The 19,863-nt window shown below is 63.0% G+C and carries 18 protein-coding genes; 7 read left to right on the forward strand and 11 right to left on the reverse strand.

Annotated elements, in window-relative coordinates; genetic code table 11:
- Positions 1-47: 47 nt before the first annotated feature.
- The 4 genes from FJ941_RS15140 to FJ941_RS15155 all read right to left on the reverse strand — a co-directional run bounded on the left by FJ941_RS15140 (position 48) and on the right by FJ941_RS15155 (position 7,301).
- Positions 48-2,363, reverse strand: coding sequence for an EAL domain-containing protein (locus FJ941_RS15140; RefSeq protein ID WP_140506713.1), 2,316 nt, complete (start codon positions 2,361-2,363; stop codon positions 48-50).
- Between the two features lie 91 nt (positions 2,364-2,454).
- On the reverse strand, positions 2,455-5,949 hold the full coding sequence (locus tag FJ941_RS15145) for an indolepyruvate ferredoxin oxidoreductase family protein (protein WP_140506714.1): 3,495 nt from the start codon (positions 5,947-5,949) through the stop codon (positions 2,455-2,457).
- Positions 5,950-6,166: 217 nt separating this feature from the next.
- Positions 6,167-6,712, reverse strand: a complete 546-nt coding sequence (locus FJ941_RS15150; RefSeq protein ID WP_140506716.1) for a hypothetical protein — start codon at positions 6,710-6,712, stop codon at positions 6,167-6,169.
- Positions 6,693-7,301, reverse strand: a complete 609-nt coding sequence (locus FJ941_RS15155) for a CGNR zinc finger domain-containing protein (RefSeq protein WP_140506718.1) — start codon at positions 7,299-7,301, stop codon at positions 6,693-6,695. Before FJ941_RS15155 ends, FJ941_RS15150 begins: the two co-directional genes overlap by 20 nt.
- 141 nt (positions 7,302-7,442) lie before the next feature.
- Between FJ941_RS15155 and FJ941_RS15160 the strand changes: the two genes are divergently transcribed.
- From FJ941_RS15160 to FJ941_RS15175, 4 genes are all read left to right on the forward strand, one after another.
- Positions 7,443-8,348 (forward strand): branched-chain amino acid ABC transporter permease, encoded by a 906-nt coding sequence (locus FJ941_RS15160; RefSeq protein ID WP_140506891.1) that lies wholly within the window; start codon positions 7,443-7,445, stop codon positions 8,346-8,348.
- A gap of 182 nt (positions 8,349-8,530) precedes the next feature.
- Complete coding sequence (locus FJ941_RS15165; protein ID WP_140506720.1) at positions 8,531-9,115, forward strand: TRAP transporter small permease subunit; 585 nt, start codon at positions 8,531-8,533, stop codon at positions 9,113-9,115.
- The gene (locus tag FJ941_RS15170; protein WP_140506893.1) at positions 9,115-10,902 is read left to right on the forward strand and encodes a TRAP transporter large permease subunit; all 1,788 of its coding nucleotides are present in this window, start codon (positions 9,115-9,117) and stop codon (positions 10,900-10,902) included. The genes FJ941_RS15165 and FJ941_RS15170 overlap by 1 nt, the downstream gene beginning before the upstream one ends.
- Before the next feature lie 19 nt (positions 10,903-10,921).
- Positions 10,922-11,950, forward strand: coding sequence for a zinc-dependent alcohol dehydrogenase family protein (locus FJ941_RS15175; protein WP_140506722.1), 1,029 nt, complete (start codon positions 10,922-10,924; stop codon positions 11,948-11,950).
- A gap of 102 nt (positions 11,951-12,052) precedes the next feature.
- On the opposite strand, the gene FJ941_RS15180 is transcribed toward FJ941_RS15175, so the two are convergent.
- Complete coding sequence (locus FJ941_RS15180) at positions 12,053-13,162, reverse strand: TRAP transporter substrate-binding protein (RefSeq protein WP_140506723.1); 1,110 nt, start codon at positions 13,160-13,162, stop codon at positions 12,053-12,055.
- 263 nt (positions 13,163-13,425) lie between these two features.
- Here FJ941_RS15180 and FJ941_RS15185 point away from each other — a divergent pair, with 263 nt between their 5' ends.
- Positions 13,426-14,199: a gamma-glutamyl-gamma-aminobutyrate hydrolase family protein gene (locus tag FJ941_RS15185; RefSeq protein WP_140506725.1), complete on the forward strand. Its 774-nt coding sequence runs from the start codon at positions 13,426-13,428 to the stop codon at positions 14,197-14,199.
- On the opposite strand, the gene FJ941_RS15190 is transcribed toward FJ941_RS15185, so the two are convergent.
- From FJ941_RS15190 to FJ941_RS15210, 5 genes are all read right to left on the reverse strand, one after another.
- Positions 14,200-14,604 (reverse strand): hypothetical protein, encoded by a 405-nt coding sequence (locus FJ941_RS15190; RefSeq protein WP_181165950.1) that lies wholly within the window; start codon positions 14,602-14,604, stop codon positions 14,200-14,202.
- A gap of 79 nt (positions 14,605-14,683) precedes the next feature.
- A complete protein-coding gene (locus FJ941_RS15195) occupies positions 14,684-15,667 on the reverse strand; it encodes a 2-hydroxyacid dehydrogenase (RefSeq protein WP_140506728.1) in 984 nt (327 codons plus the stop codon).
- Positions 15,664-16,686 (reverse strand): LacI family DNA-binding transcriptional regulator, encoded by a 1,023-nt coding sequence (locus FJ941_RS15200; protein WP_140506730.1) that lies wholly within the window; start codon positions 16,684-16,686, stop codon positions 15,664-15,666. The genes FJ941_RS15195 and FJ941_RS15200 overlap by 4 nt, the downstream gene beginning before the upstream one ends.
- A gap of 65 nt (positions 16,687-16,751) precedes the next feature.
- Entirely contained in the window at positions 16,752-17,636 is an 885-nt protein-coding gene (locus FJ941_RS15205) for a DMT family transporter (RefSeq protein ID WP_181165949.1), read from the reverse strand.
- Between the two features lie 307 nt (positions 17,637-17,943).
- Complete coding sequence (locus tag FJ941_RS15210) at positions 17,944-18,312, reverse strand: DUF4304 domain-containing protein (RefSeq protein ID WP_140506734.1); 369 nt, start codon at positions 18,310-18,312, stop codon at positions 17,944-17,946.
- A 96-nt stretch (positions 18,313-18,408) separates the two neighbouring features.
- Here FJ941_RS15210 and FJ941_RS15215 point away from each other — a divergent pair, with 96 nt between their 5' ends.
- Positions 18,409-18,888, forward strand: coding sequence for a hypothetical protein (locus FJ941_RS15215; protein WP_140506736.1), 480 nt, complete (start codon positions 18,409-18,411; stop codon positions 18,886-18,888).
- A gap of 59 nt (positions 18,889-18,947) precedes the next feature.
- Entirely contained in the window at positions 18,948-19,391 is a 444-nt protein-coding gene (locus FJ941_RS15220) for a hypothetical protein (protein ID WP_210242223.1), read from the forward strand.
- A gap of 16 nt (positions 19,392-19,407) precedes the next feature.
- Here the strand turns inward: FJ941_RS15220 and FJ941_RS15225 are convergent, their stop codons facing one another.
- Positions 19,408-19,815, reverse strand: a complete 408-nt coding sequence (locus FJ941_RS15225; protein WP_140506737.1) for a DUF2000 family protein — start codon at positions 19,813-19,815, stop codon at positions 19,408-19,410.
- Positions 19,816-19,863: the final 48 nt, after the last annotated feature.

Raw genomic sequence — 19,863 nt, forward strand, 5'->3', positions numbered from 1 at the left:
CGAGCACGGGAGCATCATGCCCCTCGACGAACGACTTCATGACGATGTCAGGTGGTGGCGCGCTTCTTGAGCGGCCGCAATTCGGCAGCGAAGGGCCAGGTCACGTTGGACATGGTTTCGATGCCCGACGCGCTGAGCGCGGCGCCGAAAAGGAAGCCCTGGACAAGATCCGGCTTCACCGATTGCATGAGGATCTTGAGCTGCTCGAATGTCTCCACGCCTTCGATGGTGACGGAGAGTCCGAGGATGCGGATCAGGTCGACGACGCCCTTCAACAGCTCGAGCGAGCGCGGATTGTGGGTGATGTCCATCACGAACGACCGGTCGATCTTGATCTTGTCGAGTGGAAGCTTGTGCAGATAGCTCAGACTTGAATAGCCGGTGCCGAAATCGTCGAGGGCGATGCGGACGCCGAGCTGCTTCAGTTCCTCGATATATTGGCGGGTCAAGGACTTGTCGTCGAGCAGCGCGGTTTCCGTGACTTCGATTTCCAGGCGGCTAGCGGGGAGCCCGGAGTTCGCCAAGGCATCGCGCACCTTCTGGATAACGTCCCGGCTGCGGAAATCCCTGGCCGAGAGATTGACCGAGACACTGGTCTGGTCAGGCCATTTGGCGCATTCGGTGCAAGCCGCATGCAGCACGAAGGTGCTGATCTCGGAAATGATGCCCATCTCCTCGGCAAGCGGAATGAAGATGCCGGGCGAAATCGGCCCGAGATCGGGATGATCCCAGCGGCAAAGCGCCTCGCAGCTGGCGATGCGCATGGTGTTCATCGCCACGATCGGCTGATAGACGACCCGCAGGTCCCTGCTTTCCACGGCGGTGCGCAGGTCCGCCTTCATCAGCTGGCGGTTGCGGAACGCAGCGTCCATCGCCGCCTCGAACAGCCGCCAACCGTTCTTGCCCAGTTCCTTGGCCTTGTAGAGCGCCAGGTCCGCCTTGACGATCATGGCGTCGACATCGATTTCGTCGACCTTGGACAGCACCGCGCCGGCGCTGGCCTGAATCCGCAACCCATGGCCCGCGACGTCGACCTCTCCCTGCAGCTCGGCGAAAATCTCGTCGAGCAGGCTCGCCAGATGGCTCTCATCATCAATGCGATCGAAGAACAGCATGAACTCGTCGCCGCCGAAGCGGCTGACGGTAAGGCCTTGTCCGGCAATGGCCGCCAGCCGTTCGGCGACGGCGTAGATCAGGCCATCGCCGACAGGATGGCCGAGCGTGTCGTTGACGCTCTTGAAATCGTCGAGGTCGACCACGGCCAGGCCGCACATGCGATCGCGGTCGCCCGAGGCCATCAATTCGCCGACCAGTTCGTGGAAATAGGCGCGGTTCGGAAGGCCGGTGAGGTTGTCGTAGCGCGCCATGAACCGGATCTTTTCCTCCGCTTCGACACGCGCCGTGACGTCCTCGAAGGTGATGACGCCCAATTCCTGGTTGCCCTCGCGCGCCGAAAATTCGAAGTTCTGCCCGTTGGAAAAGGAAACCAGCACCTTGCGGTCGCGCCCTTCGCGCAACGCGCGCGTCAGCTGCGCCTCGACATAGCGGCAGTCCTTTGGTGCGAGCATGCCGCCGGCGACGCCGCGCAAGAGCAGCGAATGGATCGACCGTCCGAGCAACTGGTCCGGCGATTTGAGCGACATCAGACGGGCGGCTTCCGCATTGCCGACGACCACCTTGCCATCGGGGCCGAGCATGACGAGGCCATGCGACATGGTGTTGAGGGCGCGATTGAAGCGCTGCGCGATCTGCCTCGCCTGCTTGTGTCCGACAACGGCCGAAAACAGCACGTTGCGGACATGGTCGGCGCTGCCCTTGATGATGAACATGAACGGAATGATCAGCAGGCCAAGCACGACGTAGGGAATGTCGAACCTGAGAATGAGGGCGGCGGCGATCGGCCCGACGAAGGTCACCGCGAAGATCATGACCATGCGCGGCGAGCCGTAATTTCGGCCCACGACAGTCACCAGCGAGGACAGCGTTACCGACAGCGCGCCGATCTCGGCATAGGAATCCGAGTAGACATAGATGGAAATGAAGCAAAAGAACCCCAGCAATAACCCCTGAAGGCTTCCCTTCAGGATGTATTCGCGCTCCCACCTGGTCGCATCGGCGGCGTCGCGCATCACGCCACCCGAGCGGTGGAACCGCCGCAGGCTGAAGTAGCGCCAGACGCCGATGGCAAGCAGCGCGCCTGCGAGAACCAAGAAGATGGGTTGGCCGTTGCGCCAGTACACCATGAGGCTGATGACGGCATGGCAAAGCGCGCCGATAACCAGCATATGCGCGTTGTCGAACAACGAGCGCACAAACTGGATATAAACATCCACCGGGATGTTATCGGTTTTTGTTCTGCCCATTACTGGCGCCCAATGAGCCCCAGCCTTGGCATAGTCCCATTAAAAAACCTTTAGCTTGGGCTCAAACGCCTGATTTTCGGGCGCTTTTGGCTCACTCGGCGGCCTGGAGTTCAGGCCTTGCCGGTGCCGCCGCAAGACGGTCGAGCAACCTGCGGCGCTCGCCCGCCGCCTTTTCGGCGCTTGCCCGCCGGACATGGCCATAGCCGCGGATCAGCGTCGGGACCGAGGACAGGGCTACCGCGGCCTCGATTTTGCCCGGCGCCAGCGAGCTGGCCACGAGCTGCAGATCGGCTTCGTACTGCGCCAGCAATTGCCGTTCCGTGCGCCGCTCGGCGGTGTAGCCGAACAGGTCGAAAGCCGTGCCGCGCAGGCCCTTCATCGCCGCCAGCAGGCGAAAGCCCTTCATCATCCAAGGCCCGAAGCTCGATTTCCTCGGCTTGCCGTCGTTACCGCGACGCCCCATGATCGGCGGCGCGAGATGGAATTCGAGCTTCTCATAGCTCTGGAACTGCTTGCCAAGCTCGGCGGCGAAGGAGCCGTCGGTGTAGAGCCGCGCCACCTCGTATTCGTCCTTGATCGCCATCAGCTTGAACAGGCTTTTGGCAGCGGCCTCGGTCACGGTCGTCGAACCCGGCATGGCCTTGGTTTCCGCCGCTCGCAGCGTCGAGATCCTGTCGGCATAGCGCTTGCCGTAAGCAGCGTTCTGATAGGCCGTGAGGAAAGTGACGCGGCGGGCGATGATCTCGTCGAGCGTCTCGGCGGCCGGCGCGGCGTGCCCGGTCTTGTCGGCGAAGGTTGAGCCCGGCTGGGCGACGAGGCCGCGCACAAAATCCGGCTGATGTGCGGCGCGGCGGCCCCACTGGAAAGCGGCGATGTTCATCGCCACCGCTTCGCCGTTCAATTCAATGGCCTTTTCAACGGCTTCGGCCGAGAGCGGCAGACCACCGTGCTGGAAGGCAAAGCCAAGCATGAACATATTGGCGCCGAGCGAATTGCCGAACAGTGCGGTGGCGGTACGGGTGGCGTCGAAGAAATGGGCCTTGTCGTCGCCGGCGGCGGACCGGATCGCCTTCTTCAGGCGCTCGACCGGCAGCGAGAAATCGGCCGATCGGGCAAATTCGCCCGGCATGATCTCGGCGGTGTTGGCAAGGAAGATCGTATGGCCCTCGCGCACCGCCGTCAGCACCTTCTTGGCCCCCGATACGACGAGATCGCAGCCGAGCACGAGGTCGGCCTTGCCCGCCGAAACGCGGATGGCATTGATGTCTTCCGGTGTGCGGGCGATGCGGACATGGGTGAACACAGAGCCGCCCTTCTGGGCGAGGCCGGCCATGTCGATCATGCCGCAACCCTTGTCCTCCAGATGCGCCGCCATGCCGAGCACGGCGCCGACGGTGACGACGCCGGTGCCCCCGACGCCGTCGATAATCGCCGCCCAACCCTCGACGCCGAGCGGGAATTCCACTGGTGTCGGTACGCCTTCGAGCGGGTCGGTCTTGCCGGCCAGGCCTTCTGCCTTGCGGATCTTGGCACCGTGCACGGTGACGAAGGACGGGCAGAAGCCGTTGACGCAGGAGAAGTCCTTGTTGCAGCTCGACTGGTCGATCTTGCGCTTGCGGCCAAATTCGGTCTCGACCGGCTGGATCGAGACGCAGTTCGACTGCACGCCGCAATCGCCGCAGCCTTCGCAGACCAGTTCGTTGATGAAGACGCGCTTGTCAGGATCGGGAAAAGTGCCGCGCTTGCGGCGGCGGCGCTTTTCGGCAGCGCAGGTCTGGTCGTAGAGCAGGATCGATACGCCCTTGACCTCGCGCAGCTCGCGCTGGACGAGATCGAGGTCGTCGCGGTGGTGGATAGTCGCGCCCGCCGGAAACTCGGCCTTCCCAGCATATTTGTCGGGCTCGTCGGTGACGATGGCGATGCGGTCGACGCCCTCCGCCCGCACCTGCCTGGCGATCATGTCCACGGTCAGCCCGCCTTCATGCGGCTGGCCGCCGGTCATGGCGACGGCGTCGTTGTAGAGGATCTTGTAGGTGATGTTGGCTTCGCTCGACAGGGCAAAGCGGATCGCCAGCGTGCCCGAATGGTTGTAGGTGCCGTCGCCGAGATTCTGGAAGATGTGGCCGCGCTTCGAGAACGGCGCCTGGCCGACCCATTGCGCGCCCTCGCCGCCCATGGCGGTGAAGCCGAGCGTGTTGCGGTCCATCCAGAGCGCCATGAAGTGGCAGCCGATGCCGGCGGCGGCGATCGAGCCGTCCGGCACCTTGGTCGAGGAATTGTGCGGACAGCCCGCACAGAAGAAGGGCGTGCGCGATCCGATGTCGGTAGCGTCCTTCAGCATCGCCTGGAACTGGCGCAACTTCGCGATCCTTGCCGAAATCTCTTCGGACGGGCCGATGGTCTTCACGATCCTCTCGCCCAGTGCAATGGCGATCTCGTTGGGGTCCAGCGCCCCCTTGGCCGGGAACAGCCAGTCGCCGCGCTCGTCCTTCTTGCCGACGATGACCGGCTGCGTGGCGGTGCCATAAAGGCTTTCGCGCAGTTGCACCTCGATCAGCGAGCGTTTCTCCTCGACGACGACGATGGTGTCGAGACCGCGCGCGAACTCGGCGATGTGCTGCAGGTCGAGCGGCCAGGGGCAGCCGACCTTGAACAGCCGCACGCCGATGCGGTTGGCTTCCGCCTGGTCGATGCCGATATCCTCCAGCGCCTGCCGGACGTCGAGATAGCTCTTGCCCAGCGTGATGATGCCGAGCTTCGGATTGCGGCCGCCCGAATAGACGATCCTGTTCAGCCCATTGGCATGGATGAAGGCGGAGGCCGCGGCACGCTTGTGCTCATGCAACCGCTCTTCCTGGCCGAGCATGTCGATCTCGTGGCGGATGTTGAGACCACCCGGCGGCATGTCGAAATCCGGGACGACGATGTTCAACCGTTCAAGCGAGGCATCGACCGAAGCTGTCGATTCGATATTGTCCTTGACGCATTTGATCGCCGCCCAGGTGCCGGCGAAGCGCGACATGGCAAAGCCATACAGGCCGTAGTCGATGATCTCCTGGACTCCGGCCGGGTTCAGGATCGGCACCATGGTGTCGACGAAGAGGAATTCGGTGGCGTGCGCATTGGTCGAGGATTCGGCCATGTGGTCGTCACCCATGAGCGCGAGGACGCCGCCATATCTAGACGAGCCGGCGAGATTGGCGTGGCGGAACACATCGCCTGAACGATCGACGCCCGGACCCTTGCCGTACCAGACCGAAAACACGCCGTCATGGGTACCCTCGCCCAACAGTTCCGTCTGCTGCGAACCCCAGCAGGCGGTGGCGGCAAGCTCCTCGTTAAGGCCAGGCTGGAAAACGATATCGGCCTCGCCGAGCTGCTTTTTTGCCTTCCAAAGCTGCATATCCAGGCCGCCGAGGGGCGAGCCGCGATAGCCCGAGACAAAGCCTGCCGTGTTCAGGCCGGCGCGGCGGTCGCGCTCGCGCTGCATCAGGAGCATGCGGATGACCGCCTGCGCGCCGGACAGGAAGATGCGCTCCTTACCAAGATCGAATTTGTCGTCGAGCGCGACATCATGCAGCGTCATCAGGCATTTCCTCTGCGAAGGCCGCGCGGGGCAGCGGCCAACGTCGGGATCGGATGACGCATCCTTTCTTCCCTTGCAAGACAGGTCAAACAAAATCGAAAGGACCAGCCAACGCGCAACAAACAGTCCGGCGGGTGCTGGGCCGCGCATGAAAGGGTGCGCCGACAGTGCGACGGCGCACAAAAATTCCGGGCGAAATCGATGCCGTCGGAAGGCGTCAGCCGGCTTTCGAGCAGTTCGGCTTTGGCTCGCCCGGCAGCTTGCCGTCGGGATGGCCGGCGAGATCGGGATTGGCCGTGTAGAGCTGGTCGATGACCAGCGGCCGGTCGGGCAGGATGGACTGGTCTTCCGTCGACATCAGCGTGGTGTCGATGGTCTGCAGGACGGCACCGTCGGCGCCCTTGATGCTGATGGCGATGGCATAGGGCTTGTTCTTGACGACGCAGGTGAGCGCCGGGCTTTCCAGGCTCACCTTGTCGAGCTTCGGCCAGATCTTCTGTTCGACCACGAAGGGCGCGCCGCCGGCCGGATTCTGGAAACTGGCGACCGCCACCTGACCCTCGCCCATGGGCCGCAAGGGCCGCAGCGTCACGACATAAGTCGCCCTGGCGAGACGGTAATTGAAGATGAATATCTTGCCGGAAACCTCGAACAGCTTGCCCTCGCCGCCGGTATCGCGACAGGCGCCGAGTGCCATCGCCGCTACCAGCGCCACGCCAACAACGATCAAGCGGGAAAGAATTCTAGGCATTCCTGACCTCATTGGCCGCGATACGGCGACGGTAGTGACGGCTTGCCTTCTGCCGGTTGCCGCACACCGCCATGTCGCACCAAAGGCGGCTGGAATTGCGGCTTCTGTCGACGAACAGCCAGGTGCAGTTGGGGCAAATCCTGAGCCTCGCGACCGTGTCGCCGCGCAGCAGTGAAAGGGCTGAAACCGCCAGCGCCGCCTCGAAGGCGATCGGCGTCGCCGGATCGCCGAACGGCCGTCCCGGCGCCCCGATCTCGGTCCGGCCGGCGACCAGGCCGTCGGCGCAGGCCCGCAGGAATTCAGGCAGATCGGCGGTGGCGATCGCGCCCTTCGAGACCGCGCCTCGAAACAGCCGGTCGGTCGTCTCGCGGATCGACAGCACGACGGGCGCGATTGCAGCCGGCGAGGACACCGCCAGCCGCCTGTCGCCAAGCTCGACGGCGCGAAAGCCGCTGGCCGCGTCGGCGAAGCGGGCGATTTCGACCGGATCGTCGAAGCGGTCGAACGTGCGCTCCGGATCGCCGCGCAGCACGACGGTGTTTGCCGTGTCGAGCGCAAGCAGGCCGCCGGCGAAGCGGTGTGGGGTCCAGGCGACTGTCATTCCGAAAATCTAACCGATAAATCGCATTTGACAAGTTAGATTCGGCGATGCAAACCTCAGATGCGCACGGTATGATTGCCTTTATCCGATCCGCTCCTGTCCGATCCGCTCTTGGGCGGGATGATTGTGGTGTTGTCGAGCATGCTCTATTTCTTCCAGCAGGTGCTGAACGGGCTGCATTCGGGCGCGCTTTATGCCCTGCTTGCCTTCGGCTACGTGCTGACTAACGGCATCCTGCACCGTACCAACCTCGCCTATGGGGCGCTGTTTGCCTTCTGCGGCCAGGCAATGATCCTGAGCGTCGCCTTCGGCTATCAGGTGCTGTGGCTGACGCTGCTGGCTTCGGTGCTGTTCGGCGTTGTCGCGGCGTTCCTCTATGCCGCGCTCATCAGCCATGTCCTGTCACGCAGCGTCTTTGAACCATTGGCCGACCGCTCGCCCAATGCCATCGTGGTGACGACTCTCGGCATCCTGATCATCCTGTCGGAAGCAAGCCGCATCGCGGCCGACACGCATGATCTGTGGCTGCCGCCGATGCTGGCCGAGCCCATCGTTTTCGCCGAAGGCTCCGGTTTCAAGGCGACGCTGACGCTGATCCAGGTGCTCGACTGCGTCGTGGTCCTGGCGGCGGTCGCACTCGCTACATGGGCGTTTGCCCACTCAAACTTCGGCCGGTGCTGGCGTGCCGTCTCCGACGACCCCAGGGCCGCCGCCCTGTGCGGCGTCGACGTGCGTGGCGTGTTTAGGCGCGCCGTGCTGTTCGGAGGCTTCTGCGCCGCGCTGGCCGGGGTCATGGCCAGTCTCTATTACGGCAATGTCAGCTTCGGTTCCGGCCTGGTCTACGGCCTGAAGATCCTGTTCGTGACGGCTGTCGGCGGCTATCTCTCGCCGCCAAGGGCCGCGCTGGGCGCGGCCGCTTTCGGCATGGCCGAATCACTGTGGGCGGGCTATTTCCCGGTCGAATGGCGCGATGCGTGGATGTATCTGTTCCTGGTGACCATGCTGATCCTGATCGGCGCCGGCCGCGACGCCGGCAAGGTCGTCTGAACCCATCAGACTTTGGTTGCATGACGTGTCGTCAGGCTGCGGTTTTCCACCGTGCCGCAAGAGCCGATGGCCTGCATCCTTCCTCCTCGTGTTGACCAACCGGGCCACGCACTGCATACGGTTGGGCCAGGCGGCGCGACGAAAAAAGGGGGATCGCGCGTCACCGCATCAGGGAGGAATGCATGGCAGGGCTTCTCGCTCTATCTAGAACGATCGATCGTATGAACGAGTTCATCGGCAAATCGGTATCCTGGCTGATCCTGCTGGCGATCCTGGTGAGTGCGGCCAACGCGGTCATCCGTAAGGTGTTCGACACGTCGTCGAACGCGTGGCTCGAGCTGCAATGGTACCTCTTCGGCGCCGCCTTCATGCTGGCCGCCGCCTATACGCTGAAACAGAACGAGCATATCCGCATCGATATCGTCTACGGCCTGTTTTCACGCCGCCTGCAGCACTGGATCGACCTCTTCGGCCACCTCTTCTTCCTGATGCCGTTCGTGACGCTGATGGTGTTCTATTTCGTGCCCTACGTATCGCTGTCGTTCCACAGCGGTGAAATGTCGACCAACGCCGGCGGCCTGATCGTGTGGCCGGCCAAGGCCATCCTGCTGGTCGGCTTTTTCCTGCTCGCGCTGCAGGGCATTTCCGAGATCATCAAGAAGATCGCCATCATGCGCGGCATCATTGACGATCCCAACCCGTTCATTTCCGTGCACGAACAGGCTGAACTCGAAGCCAAGGCGCTCGCTGAAGAGGTGCGTTCGTGATGGAGTTCATCGCCCAGAACATGGCGCCGATCATGTTCGCCTCGCTGATCCTGTTCATGCTGATCGGCTATCCCGTTGCCTTTTCGCTCGCCGCCAACGGCCTGATGTTCTTCTTCATCGGCGTGCTTTTGACGCCCTATTCGGGGGGCGCGATCAATCTCGCCTGGCCGCTGCTCTATGCGCTGCCGGACAATTTCTACGGCAGCCGGGTGATGTCGAACGACACGCTGCTGGCCATTCCGTTCTTCACCTTCATGGGCATCGTGCTTGAGCGATCGGGCATGGCCGAGGACCTGCTCGACACCATCGGCCAGTTGTTCGGACCGATCCGCGGCGGCCTCGCCTATGCGGTGATCTTCGTCGGCGCGCTGCTGGCGGCGACCACCGGCGTGGTGGCGGCATCCGTCATTGCCATGGGGCTGATTTCGCTGCCAATCATGCTGCGCTATGGTTATGACCGCCGGGTCGCATCGGGCGTCATCGCAGCGTCGGGCACGCTCGCCCAGATCATTCCGCCATCGCTGGTGCTGATCGTTCTCGCCGACCAGCTCGGCCGCTCTGTGGGCGACATGTATGCCGGCGCCCTGATCCCCGGCCTGGTGCTGACCGGCCTATACACGCTCTACATCGTGATCATGTCGATCGTCCGGCCAAAGTCGATGCCGGCGCTGCCGCTCGAGGCGCGGACACTTGGCCATGGCGTGGTGTCCTTGCTGATCGCGTTGATAGCGGCCGTGGCCATCGCTTACGCGGCCTACCGTTACCTAGTGCCAGCTCATGGCGACAATGCCGACATTCTCGGCGCGGTCGTCGGCGTTATCTTCATCTACGTCGTCGCGATTCTCGACCGCGGCCTGAACATCAACATGATGTCGCGGCTGGCGCAGCAGGTCGTGATCGTGCTGATCCCGCCGCTGGCGCTGATCTTCCTGGTGCTCGGCACCATCTTCCTCGGCATCGCCACCCCAACCGAGGGCGGCGCCATGGGCGCGGTCGGCGCACTGGCGATGGCGGCGATGAAGGGCCGGCTGTCGATGGACGTGATCAAGCAGGCACTGGCCTCGACGACGCGGCTGTCGTCCTTCGTGCTGTTCATCCTGATCGGCGCGCGGGTGTTCTCGCTGACCTTCTACGGCGTCAACGGCCAGATCTGGGTCGAGCACCTCTTGACCTCGCTGCCGGGCGGCGAAGTCGGCTTCCTGATCGGCGTCAACATCCTCGTCTTCTTCCTCGCGTTTTTCCTCGATTTCTTCGAACTCGCCTTCATCATCGTGCCGCTGCTGGCGCCGGCCGCCGACAAGCTCGGCATCGACCTGATCTGGTTCGGCGTGCTTCTGGGCATCAACATGCAGACCAGTTTCATGCATCCGCCGTTCGGTTTCGCGCTGTTCTACCTGCGCTCGGTCGCCTCGCGCGTGCCCTATCTCGATCGCTTGACCGGCAAGAAGATCGCGCCGGTGACGACGGGCCAGATCTATTGGGGCGCGGTGCCGTTCGTCTGCATCCAGGTCATCATGATCGGCCTGACCATCGCCTTCCCGCAAATGGTGATGCGCTACAAGGGCGCGGCCGTCGATTCCGGCACGATCGACTACAAGGTGCCGGAAATGCCCAGCCTGTCGCCGCTTGGCAGGCCGGAAGGTGGCGGCGCGCCTGCCAATGGCGGTGGCGCACCGGCGGCGCCCGGCACGCCCGACCTGTCGCAACCGCCAAATTTCGGCGATACGCCGCCGGCCAAGCCGGCGACGCCGACGCCGGACCTGTCGCAGCCGCCGAATTTCAATTGAGATCGGAGGGGAAGACGCCATGAAAGCCGTGCGGCTGGAGAGAGTGGGCAGCATCGCGCTGCGCGAGGTCGCCAAGCCGGCCCCCGGTCCGGACGAGCTTCTGGTGCGGATCGAGGCCTGCGGTGTCTGCGGCACCGACCGGCATCTTTTTCACGGCGAGTTTCCCTGCAGGCCGCCGGTGACGCCGGGGCACGAATTCTCCGGCATCATCGAGGCGATCGGCACCGCCGTCTCAGGCTTTGCTGTTGGTGATCGGGTCACTGGCGATCCCAACATCGCCTGTGGACGCTGCGGCCACTGCCATGCCGGCCGCGTCAATCTGTGCAGCAATCTCACCGCCATCGGCATCCACCGCGACGGCGGCTTTGCCGATTATGTGGTGATGCCGCAGAAACAGGCCTTTGTCCTTCCCGCGGATATGAAGCCGACACATGGCGCTTTCTGCGAGCCGCTCGGCTGCTGCCTGCACGGCGTCGACCTTGCCGAGATCAAGCCAGGCAGTTCGGTTGTCGTGCTCGGCGGCGGTGTCATCGGCCTGCTCACCGTTCAACTGGCGCGGCTTGCCGGGGCCACCACCATCATCCTGTCGACAAGGCAAGCCTCGCGGCGCGCGCTTGCCAGGGAACTCGGTGCGACGGCGACGGTCGACCCCACAGCCGCCGATGTGATCGATGCCATCGCCGGTCCGACCGGCCTGATGCCAGACGGCGTCGACGTCGTGTTCGAATGCGCCGGTGTGCGCGAGACCGTCGAGCAGTCGATGCGGCTGGCAAGGGCCGGCGGCACCGTCGTCATCGTCGGCGTGACGCCGCAAGGCATGAAGGCGGAATTCGAGCCCTTCGACCTGTTGTTCCGGGAGCTGAAGGTGCTGGGCTCGTTCCTCAACCCCTACACACACCGCCGCGCCGCCGCGCTCATCGCGTCGGGCGCCATCGAGATCGACCAGCTGATCTCCAGGCAAGTCACGCTCGAAGAGGCGCCGGCGGTGATCGCCAACGCGCCGGCTCCAGGCGAAGTGAAGGTGCTGGCGGTGCCGGGTTTGGGCTGAGGCGCGGGCTTCGGGCGTCTGGCAATTGCCGTCGCCGATGAGCAAGGAAAAGCCCCGGGACAGAAGAGCCCCGGGGCTTTCGAACAAACAAAGTGCGATCGCCTACAGCTTGCCGTTGCGCTGCTGGACCATCATGAAGGTGTCGTAGTTGTATTCGGCCACCTGCGCCCAGAGATAGTGCTCCTTGCGGAAGCCTTTGATCGATTCCCAGATCTTCTTGAACGGCGCGTTCGAGGTTTCCATTTCGGCATAGACCTCGTTGGCCTTCTCGAAGCACGCGGCCATGATCTCCTGGCTGAACGGACGCAGTTTCGCCCCGCCGGCCACCAGCCGCTTCACCGCCGGAGGGTTCACGTAGTCGTATTTCTGCAGCATGTTGGCATCGGCGGCCTGGGCGCACGTGCGCAGCAGCGATTTGTAGGTCGGCGAAAGCTCGTCGTATTTCGCCTTGTTGAACATCAGGTGGACGGTCGGGCCGCCCTCCCACCAGCCTGGATAGTAGTAATAGGGCGCGACCTTGTAGAAGCCGAGCTTCTCGTCGTCATAGGGACCGACCCATTCAGCGGCGTCGATAGTGCCCTTTTCCAGCGCCGGGTAGATGTCGCCGCCGGCGATCTGCTGCGGCACGACGCCGAGCTTCTGCACCACTTTGCCGGCAAAGCCGCCGATGCGCATCTTGAGGCCGGAGAGGTCGGCGACGGTGTTGATCTCCTTGCGGAACCAGCCCCCCATCTGCACGCCGGTGTTGCCGCCCGGCAGGCCGAACAGACCTTGCGTGGCGAGGAACTCATTGAACAGGTCGATGCCGCCGCCATGGTAGTGCCACGCATTCATGCCGCGCGCGTTGAGCGAGAAGGGCACCGCCGCACCCAGCGCCCATGTCGGATCCTTGCCCCAGTAATAATATGCCACCGTGTGGCAGGCCTCGACCGTGCCGGCCGTGGTGGCGTCGGCGGCCTGCAGGCCGGGAACGAGTTCGCCCGCGGCAAAGACCTGGATCTGGAAATTGCCGTCGGTGGCTTCAGACAGCATCTTGGAGAACACTTCGGCCCCGCCATAGATGGTGTCGAGCGACTTCGGGAAGGAGGACGCCAGCCGCCATGTCACCTTGGTATTGGACTGGGCTATTGCCGGTGCGGCGAGCGTGGCCGCTGCCGCGGCTGCGCCGACGCCGGTGACGCCGGCCTTGCGGATGAATGAACGACGATCCATGCAGTTCCTCCCTTTTGGATCAACAGACCGACGTTCGGGAAATCCTCGGCCCCCGCATCGGTTCGCACGAAACAATACACGGGCAAGGAGTCGAGTCCAGCACCGCGGCCGGATTTGGTGGGGAAGCCGCGCGATCCTGCAACTATAGTCTAACAGGCAGTTTCCTGGCCCATGCGGCACGCCGAAACTTGGCTGGAAAAATGCCCGGGGATCGCTTATTTTAAAGGCAGGACATCCCTTGCCAGATGGAAAACAGACCCAAAATGCAGCAGCCGCTCGTCGCCATATCGACCGACGTCCGTCAATTCGACAACTACACCTGGCATGCCGCGCCCCAACAATATCTGGAAGCAGCAATCGTAGGTGCCGGCGTTTTCCCCTTGCTCGTGCCTTCGTTCGGCGACCGGCTGGACTTCGACGAACTCCTGTCGTCGGTCGACGGCGTCATGCTGACCGGCTCGAAATCCAATGTCGATCCCTCACTCTATGGCGGCGATGCCAGCGAAGCCAATGGCCCCTATGACACCGCGCGCGACTCCACGACGCTGCCGCTGATCCGCAAGGCGATCGAGCGCGGCGTGCCGCTGCTTGCCATCTGCCGTGGCATCCAGGAGCTGAACGTGGCGCTTGGCGGCACGCTGGGCACCGAGATCCAGGAGCGCGAGGGGTCGCTGGACCACCGCGCGGCGGTGAGCGACAAACAGGATGAGCGCTTCGCCATTCACCAGACCATTTCGATCAAGCCAGGCAGTTGCCTCGCCGGCGTGTTCGGCGCGGGCGACATCAAGGTCAATTCCTTGCATCGCCAGGCGATCGACCGGTTGGGCTCGAAGCTCGAGATCGAGGCTGTCGCCGCCGACGGCACGGTCGAAGCGGTTTCGGTCAAGGGCGCGCGCGCCTTCGCCGTCGGCGTCCAGTGGCATCCCGAATACTGGGTCAAATCGGACAGCAATTCCGCCAAGATTTTTCGCGCTTTCGGTGATGCGGTGCGTTTGCACGCGGCGGCGAAAGCCGGCGCACGGGCCGCGGCTGAGTAGTCAGTTTCCGCGCTTCAAGCCACCGTCTGATGCCAGCGACAGCAACGGCAGCGCCGGGGCGTAGGATTCGTAGCCGTTGCCGTCAGCCACGGCGAAGGTGACGATCGGATCTATGCCGTTGGCGCTGAAGGCGACCGTTCCGTCGTTTTGCTCGCGCCAGAATTTCGCCTGCTCGAGGCCCGGCAGGAGCCGTCGGCAATTCGGAGCCACGGTCAACAGCGACAGGCCATCCGAGACCGAGGCGCCGCGCGTGACCGCGCAGGCCCCCTCGTCGCCATTGGCAACCAGCCTGTAGGCATTGGACTGCGTGGCCTCATTGGCAGTGCTTTCCCCGCTGCCGTCATGAAACAGTTGAATGCCGCCCAACAGCGCGGCGGCGGCGATCAATGCGGAAAGCGTTTTCATCATTCTTCATCCAGCATACAGGATGAAGAATGATTTCAAAGGGTTAAGCCGACGTTAATAGGGATGGCAGCGCCACCGCTCAAGGGCGAGCCTTCACATGCGCCGTCTCGGGCACCGGTGTCAGCGGCCGGCGTTCGCTGAACCACGACACCAGATTGTCGACGCACAGATCGGCCATGGCGCGGCGCGTGTGCTCCGAGGCCGAGCCGACATGCGGCAACAGAGAGGTGTTTGGCAAGTCGAGCAACGCCTTGGGGACATTCGGCTCGTCGGCGAAGACATCGAGCCCGGCTGCGGCGATGGTGCCGTCGGCGAGAGCGGCCGCGAGGGCCGCCTCGTCGACGGTGCTGCCGCGGCCGATGTTGACGAAGACGCCGTTCGCGCCGAGCGCCGACAGGATTTCGGCATTGACCGCTTTCTGTGTCGATGCACCGCCGGGCGCCACCGAAATCAGCGTGTCGACTGCCTCGGCCAAGCCCTTCAGCGTCGCGTGATATTGGTAGGCAAGACCTTCGACACGACGCCGATTGTGATAGGCGACCGGCAGTCCGAACGCCTCCAGCCGCCGTGCAATGGCCTGGCCGATGCGGCCCATGCCGAAAATGCCGACACGGCGCGCGCGCAAGGTCAGCCGGCTCAGCGGATAGTTGCCCTTGCGCACCCAGCTGCCGTCACGCAGCCAGGTCTCGGCGCGCGGCAGGTCGCGGATTGTGTTGATCAGCAGGCCGATCGCGGTGTCGGCGACCTCCTCGGTCAGGACGTCGGGCGTGTTGGTGACCATGATGTTCTTCGCCGCCGCATGGTGGACGTCGACCGAATCATAGCCGACGCCGAAGGAGGCGATGAGTTCGAGATTGGGCAACGCATCCATCATCGCCGCACTGATGCCGGCAAAGGATGCGATGCCACGCACGGCGCGGCGCATCTCCTCGGTGACCAGCGCCGGATCGGCGCGCTCGATGCCGACGCGCCTGAAGGTCCGTTGGATACGCCCGACAGCGTGATCGCTGAAATCCGCCGGCACCAAAATGGCAACGGCTTGCAGATCCTTGGCCCTGGTCATGCACGCTCCACCGGCTTGCCGGTCGACTGGCGCACATGCAGTTCCGGCTTGATCAATTCCTGCGAGGGCCGCACCGTCTGCCCGTTGAGCTTGTCGAGCAGCGCGCTGGCGGCGCGGCGACCGACCTCGCGCTGGCCGTTCCAGACGGTGGTCAGCGCCGGTGTTGCGATCGCCGCCTCCTCGAGATCGTCATAGCCGGTGACGGAGATGTCGATGCCCGGCACCAGGCCGGCGCGCGCTATGCCGTTCATCAGGCCGATGGCGACGAGGTCGTTCCAGCAGCAGGCGGCGGTCGGTCTGTCCTTCAGCGCCAGGAACTGCCCGGCCGCCTCGAAGCCGGCTTGCTTGGTGCGCGGGCCGGCAATGCGCCAGGACGGTCTGACTTCAAGCCCCGCCGCCTCCATGGCATTGACATAGCCCTGGTAGCGATCACGCCCGGTCGAGGTCTGGTCGGTGCCGCCAATCATGGCGATGCGCTTGTGGCCGAGCGAGATCAGGTGGTTGGTGGCGAGGCCCGTGCCATAGGCATCGTCACCGCGAAACACCGGCACGTCGGCGCCCTCCACGGTGCGTGCGATCAGCACCGCCGGCAAGCCGTTGTCCTCGGCCATGACGATATCTGATGCGGGCGTGCCGATGGCCGGCGACATGATGACGCCGTCGGCGCCGAGCTGCAGCAGCGTATCGATGAAGGTGCGCTGCTTTTCGAGCTGATCATAATGATTGGACAGGATGAAGGTTTGCCGGCTGCGGTCGAGCTCGCTCTCGATCGAGCGCAGGATCTCGGCGAAGAACGGATTCATGATGTCGTGCACGACGACACCGACAATGCCCGAGCGCGAGGTGCGCAGACTGGCGGCGCGGCGGTTGTAGATATAGCCGATGGCGCGGGCGTGTTCCTTGATGCGGTCGCGCGTCGAGCCGGCGACCAGCGGACTGTCGCGCAGGGCCAGCGACACCGTGGCCGTGGACACGCCGAGCGCATCCGCGATCGTCGACAGCTTGATCTTCTGTGCCAGGCTTTCGCTCCCCGTCGTTTTTTAAACTGTTTAAGGGCGGCCTTATGCCATCGATCGGGGTCAAATCAAAGTTTTTTTGCCAGCGCTTCGGCCTCGACATCCGAGGCCGCGCGGCTGCGGAGCCGAAGCCGGTGTTCGCGATGGACGATGTAGAGGCCGCTGGCGACGATGATGGCGGCGCCGACCAGCGTCCAGCGGTCGGGGAACTGCTTGAAGACAAGCCAGCCGGAAATGATCATCCACACCATCTGCGAATAGGGATAGGGCGCCAGCGCCGTGGTCGTCGCCAGCCGATAGGCCTGCACCAGCAGCCAATGGCCGACGCCGCCGAACACACCAAGCATGAGCAGGACGAACCAGTGCCACCCATCGTGCGGCAAGGAAAAGGAGAACGGCAGCATGGGTAAAAGCAGCACCGCCGGCGCCAGCGCCGAGAACAGGATCAGGCTTTCCGACGTCTCGGTCGCCGACATGCGGCGCGTCATGATGACATAGAAGCAGTTCGACAGCATCGAGCCGAGCGCGAAGAGATGTCCGACGCCGAAAACACCGACACCCGGCCTCGTGATGATCAAGACCCCGGCGAAAGCGGCCAGGATCGCCAGCCAACGCCGCCAGCCGGCCCATTCGCCCAGCAGCGGGCCGGCAAGCGCGGTGATCACCATCGGCCCGAAGAAATAGATCGATGTCGTCTCGGCCAGTTGCAGGGAGCGCAGCGCCAGGACGTTGAACATGGTCGAGCCGAACAGGAAGGCGCCGCGTATCACATGCGCGGGCAAGTTGACCGGGCGAAACCGCACCGGCTCGCGCCAGCCGCGCAGCAGCGCCCCGACCAGCACGACATGCACGGCAAAGCGCACCCAGGCGACGATCAGGACGGAGACGCCTGCAAGGACGAGATATTTGCTGCTGGTGTCGAGGAAGGTGAAAAAGACATAGGTCGTCAGCATGCACAGGATCGCCACCGGCGGCGTCGCGCTTTCTGCATCTCTTTGGGAAGGATTCACGTGCAGGCCGGGGGAAAAGCTGGGCTGGAGCCCACCTTTTGCGGGAATTGTCGCTTGCCGGCAAGCCAAAAGCGTCTGGCACAACAAGACGCCTGGACAGGCTTAGCCTCTTCCGGCATTTCACGGCCCAAACCGCCATCCGCTCAGGTCAAGTCTGAGTGCAGGCTCCATGGTCCCTTTTGTTGATCGACGTCGAAGCATGCCGACTTGACGACATGCACCTTTCCGCCTAGCCGTGATGGGTAGTGGGTCAGTTTGAAATTTGAGCAGAGCGCTGATTCAGCAGGTTCGTTAAAGCGATTGTCGTAAGCCCAGTTATTCGCGCCCGGTTTCTGGCTAGGTCGTCAAGCGACCTAAGGTCTTCAGCGACGGCAAAAAGTGTTTGAATGTCATCAGCCCGCATCCTGAAATGAAACTTGCTCTCCGCGAGCGTCGGCGGCTCTCCAAATACCAAGGGCCATAACGCGAAGTTGAGGTAATTTGCGTCGCTTGACCACGACGATTTTTGCAGGTTGATCAGTTGAACAAAATCATCAGTCTTCCGGTACCAGTTCTGCTTTCCTCGACGCTTGAAGCCGTGACGGGTGGCTCCTTCATGGACTTCGTCTGGATCAAACATGGGACTCCGCTGTCAGGATATTTTCAATTTCGCTTCTTAGGCCGTGAACTCATAAATTGAGTAGAATCGGTCATGCAAGTCGGCTAGTCGTAGTCCATGCTCAAGTTTGTTAAACTACAACTCGGCCAAGGTTGGGTGGCCGAACCAAATGCGCCAGAACCCCAGGTTTCAGTTGAGGGCTCCTCCGTCAATGTCCGTTTCCGCTCGTATAGGCCCGTGCGCGACAAAAACCCGACGGGTATTCTCAGGGCGTTGAGCCTGTTTTCGAAGACCAGTCCGAAATTTGATGAGACATGGGGCACTTTGAGATTTGTTGGTTGCAGCCGCTGGCGCTGGGACAGCACCAATGATCATGAGTGGTATAAGGTAGACGGCCATGGTCGCTACAGCGGTGTGGCTCCTCGTTGGGGCGAGTTCTATGAGCTAATCGGTCTCGCCCCCGACCGCGATGCCGTGTCTTGGGAAAAGATCGGGGCAGACACCGTTAGCTCTCGGCATTTTCTATATTATTTTCGCGATGAAACGCTTGAGTTCATGGGCGAAGAATGGTCGTTCATCCCCGACCTGACGGCCTAAGATGGAGGAAGGCGAAGCCGAGCTTTTGACGTGACCCTTTCAACAAGCTCGGCTTTTACATGGGATTAGTCCCGACCGGCTTCATTCTCGGCAGCTATTTGGCCGGGCGTTACGCCTGGAAGATCTCGCTGAGCGCCACACTTGTTTTTGCACGCCTCCTGACCTGCGCGGGTCTGCTGGTCGGCCTGGTCCTGTCAAGCTTTGGCACCACGCACGTTCTGGCCCTCTTTGGGCCTTGCGTGTTCATCGGTGTCGGCAACGGGTTGACCATGCCCGCCGCCAACAGCGGCGCATTGTCGGTACAGCCGGATCTGGTTGGCACCGCCGCAGGAATGGCCGCCGCCGTGAGGATCGGCGGCGGGGCACTCATCGCCTCCATCGCAGGCCTGTTTCTTGCAGATTCAGCTCCAGCGCTTTTTTCCATGATGCTGGTGTCGGCGATATTCGCATTGCTGGCGGCACTGTATGCCGCTCTTCTCGATCGTCGGCAGCCAGCCGATTGAGTTTGTGAGTTTGCCTCTATGCATGCATGCGGGCACCCTTGGTGATCTTGTCGACGACCTTCTTGTCGGCGCGCAGCGCGATGCCGACCACCTTGGCGTCTTCGGGCGCGAATTCGGCAAAGACGGCGCGATTGGCGGCGTCGAAGCCGGTCGAAAACATCTCCTCGACATAGAGCGAGGTGGTGACGCCGCGTTCCAGCGCACGCCGGTGGATCGCACCAAGCGCCGCATGGTCGGCCGAGAGCACGATGACCGGCTGGATCGACAGGGGATTGTAAAGATTGTCGGCGCGGTCGCGATAGGGCTCGCCGATGATGTCGGGGAATTGCGCGACGACGCCGCTGGTCAGGAAGGCGGTGACGTTGAGTTTCTGCCAGACGGGCAAGTCTTCCCGCAGTACGATTGCAAATTTCGTATCGAACATGAGAAAATGCGCCATTCGAGGTTAGGGCCCCGTATTGCGAGGCTGAAG

The organism is Mesorhizobium sp. B2-3-13 (assembly GCF_006442195.1).
GTDB classification, from domain to species: Bacteria; Pseudomonadota; Alphaproteobacteria; order Rhizobiales; family Rhizobiaceae; genus Mesorhizobium; species Mesorhizobium salmacidum.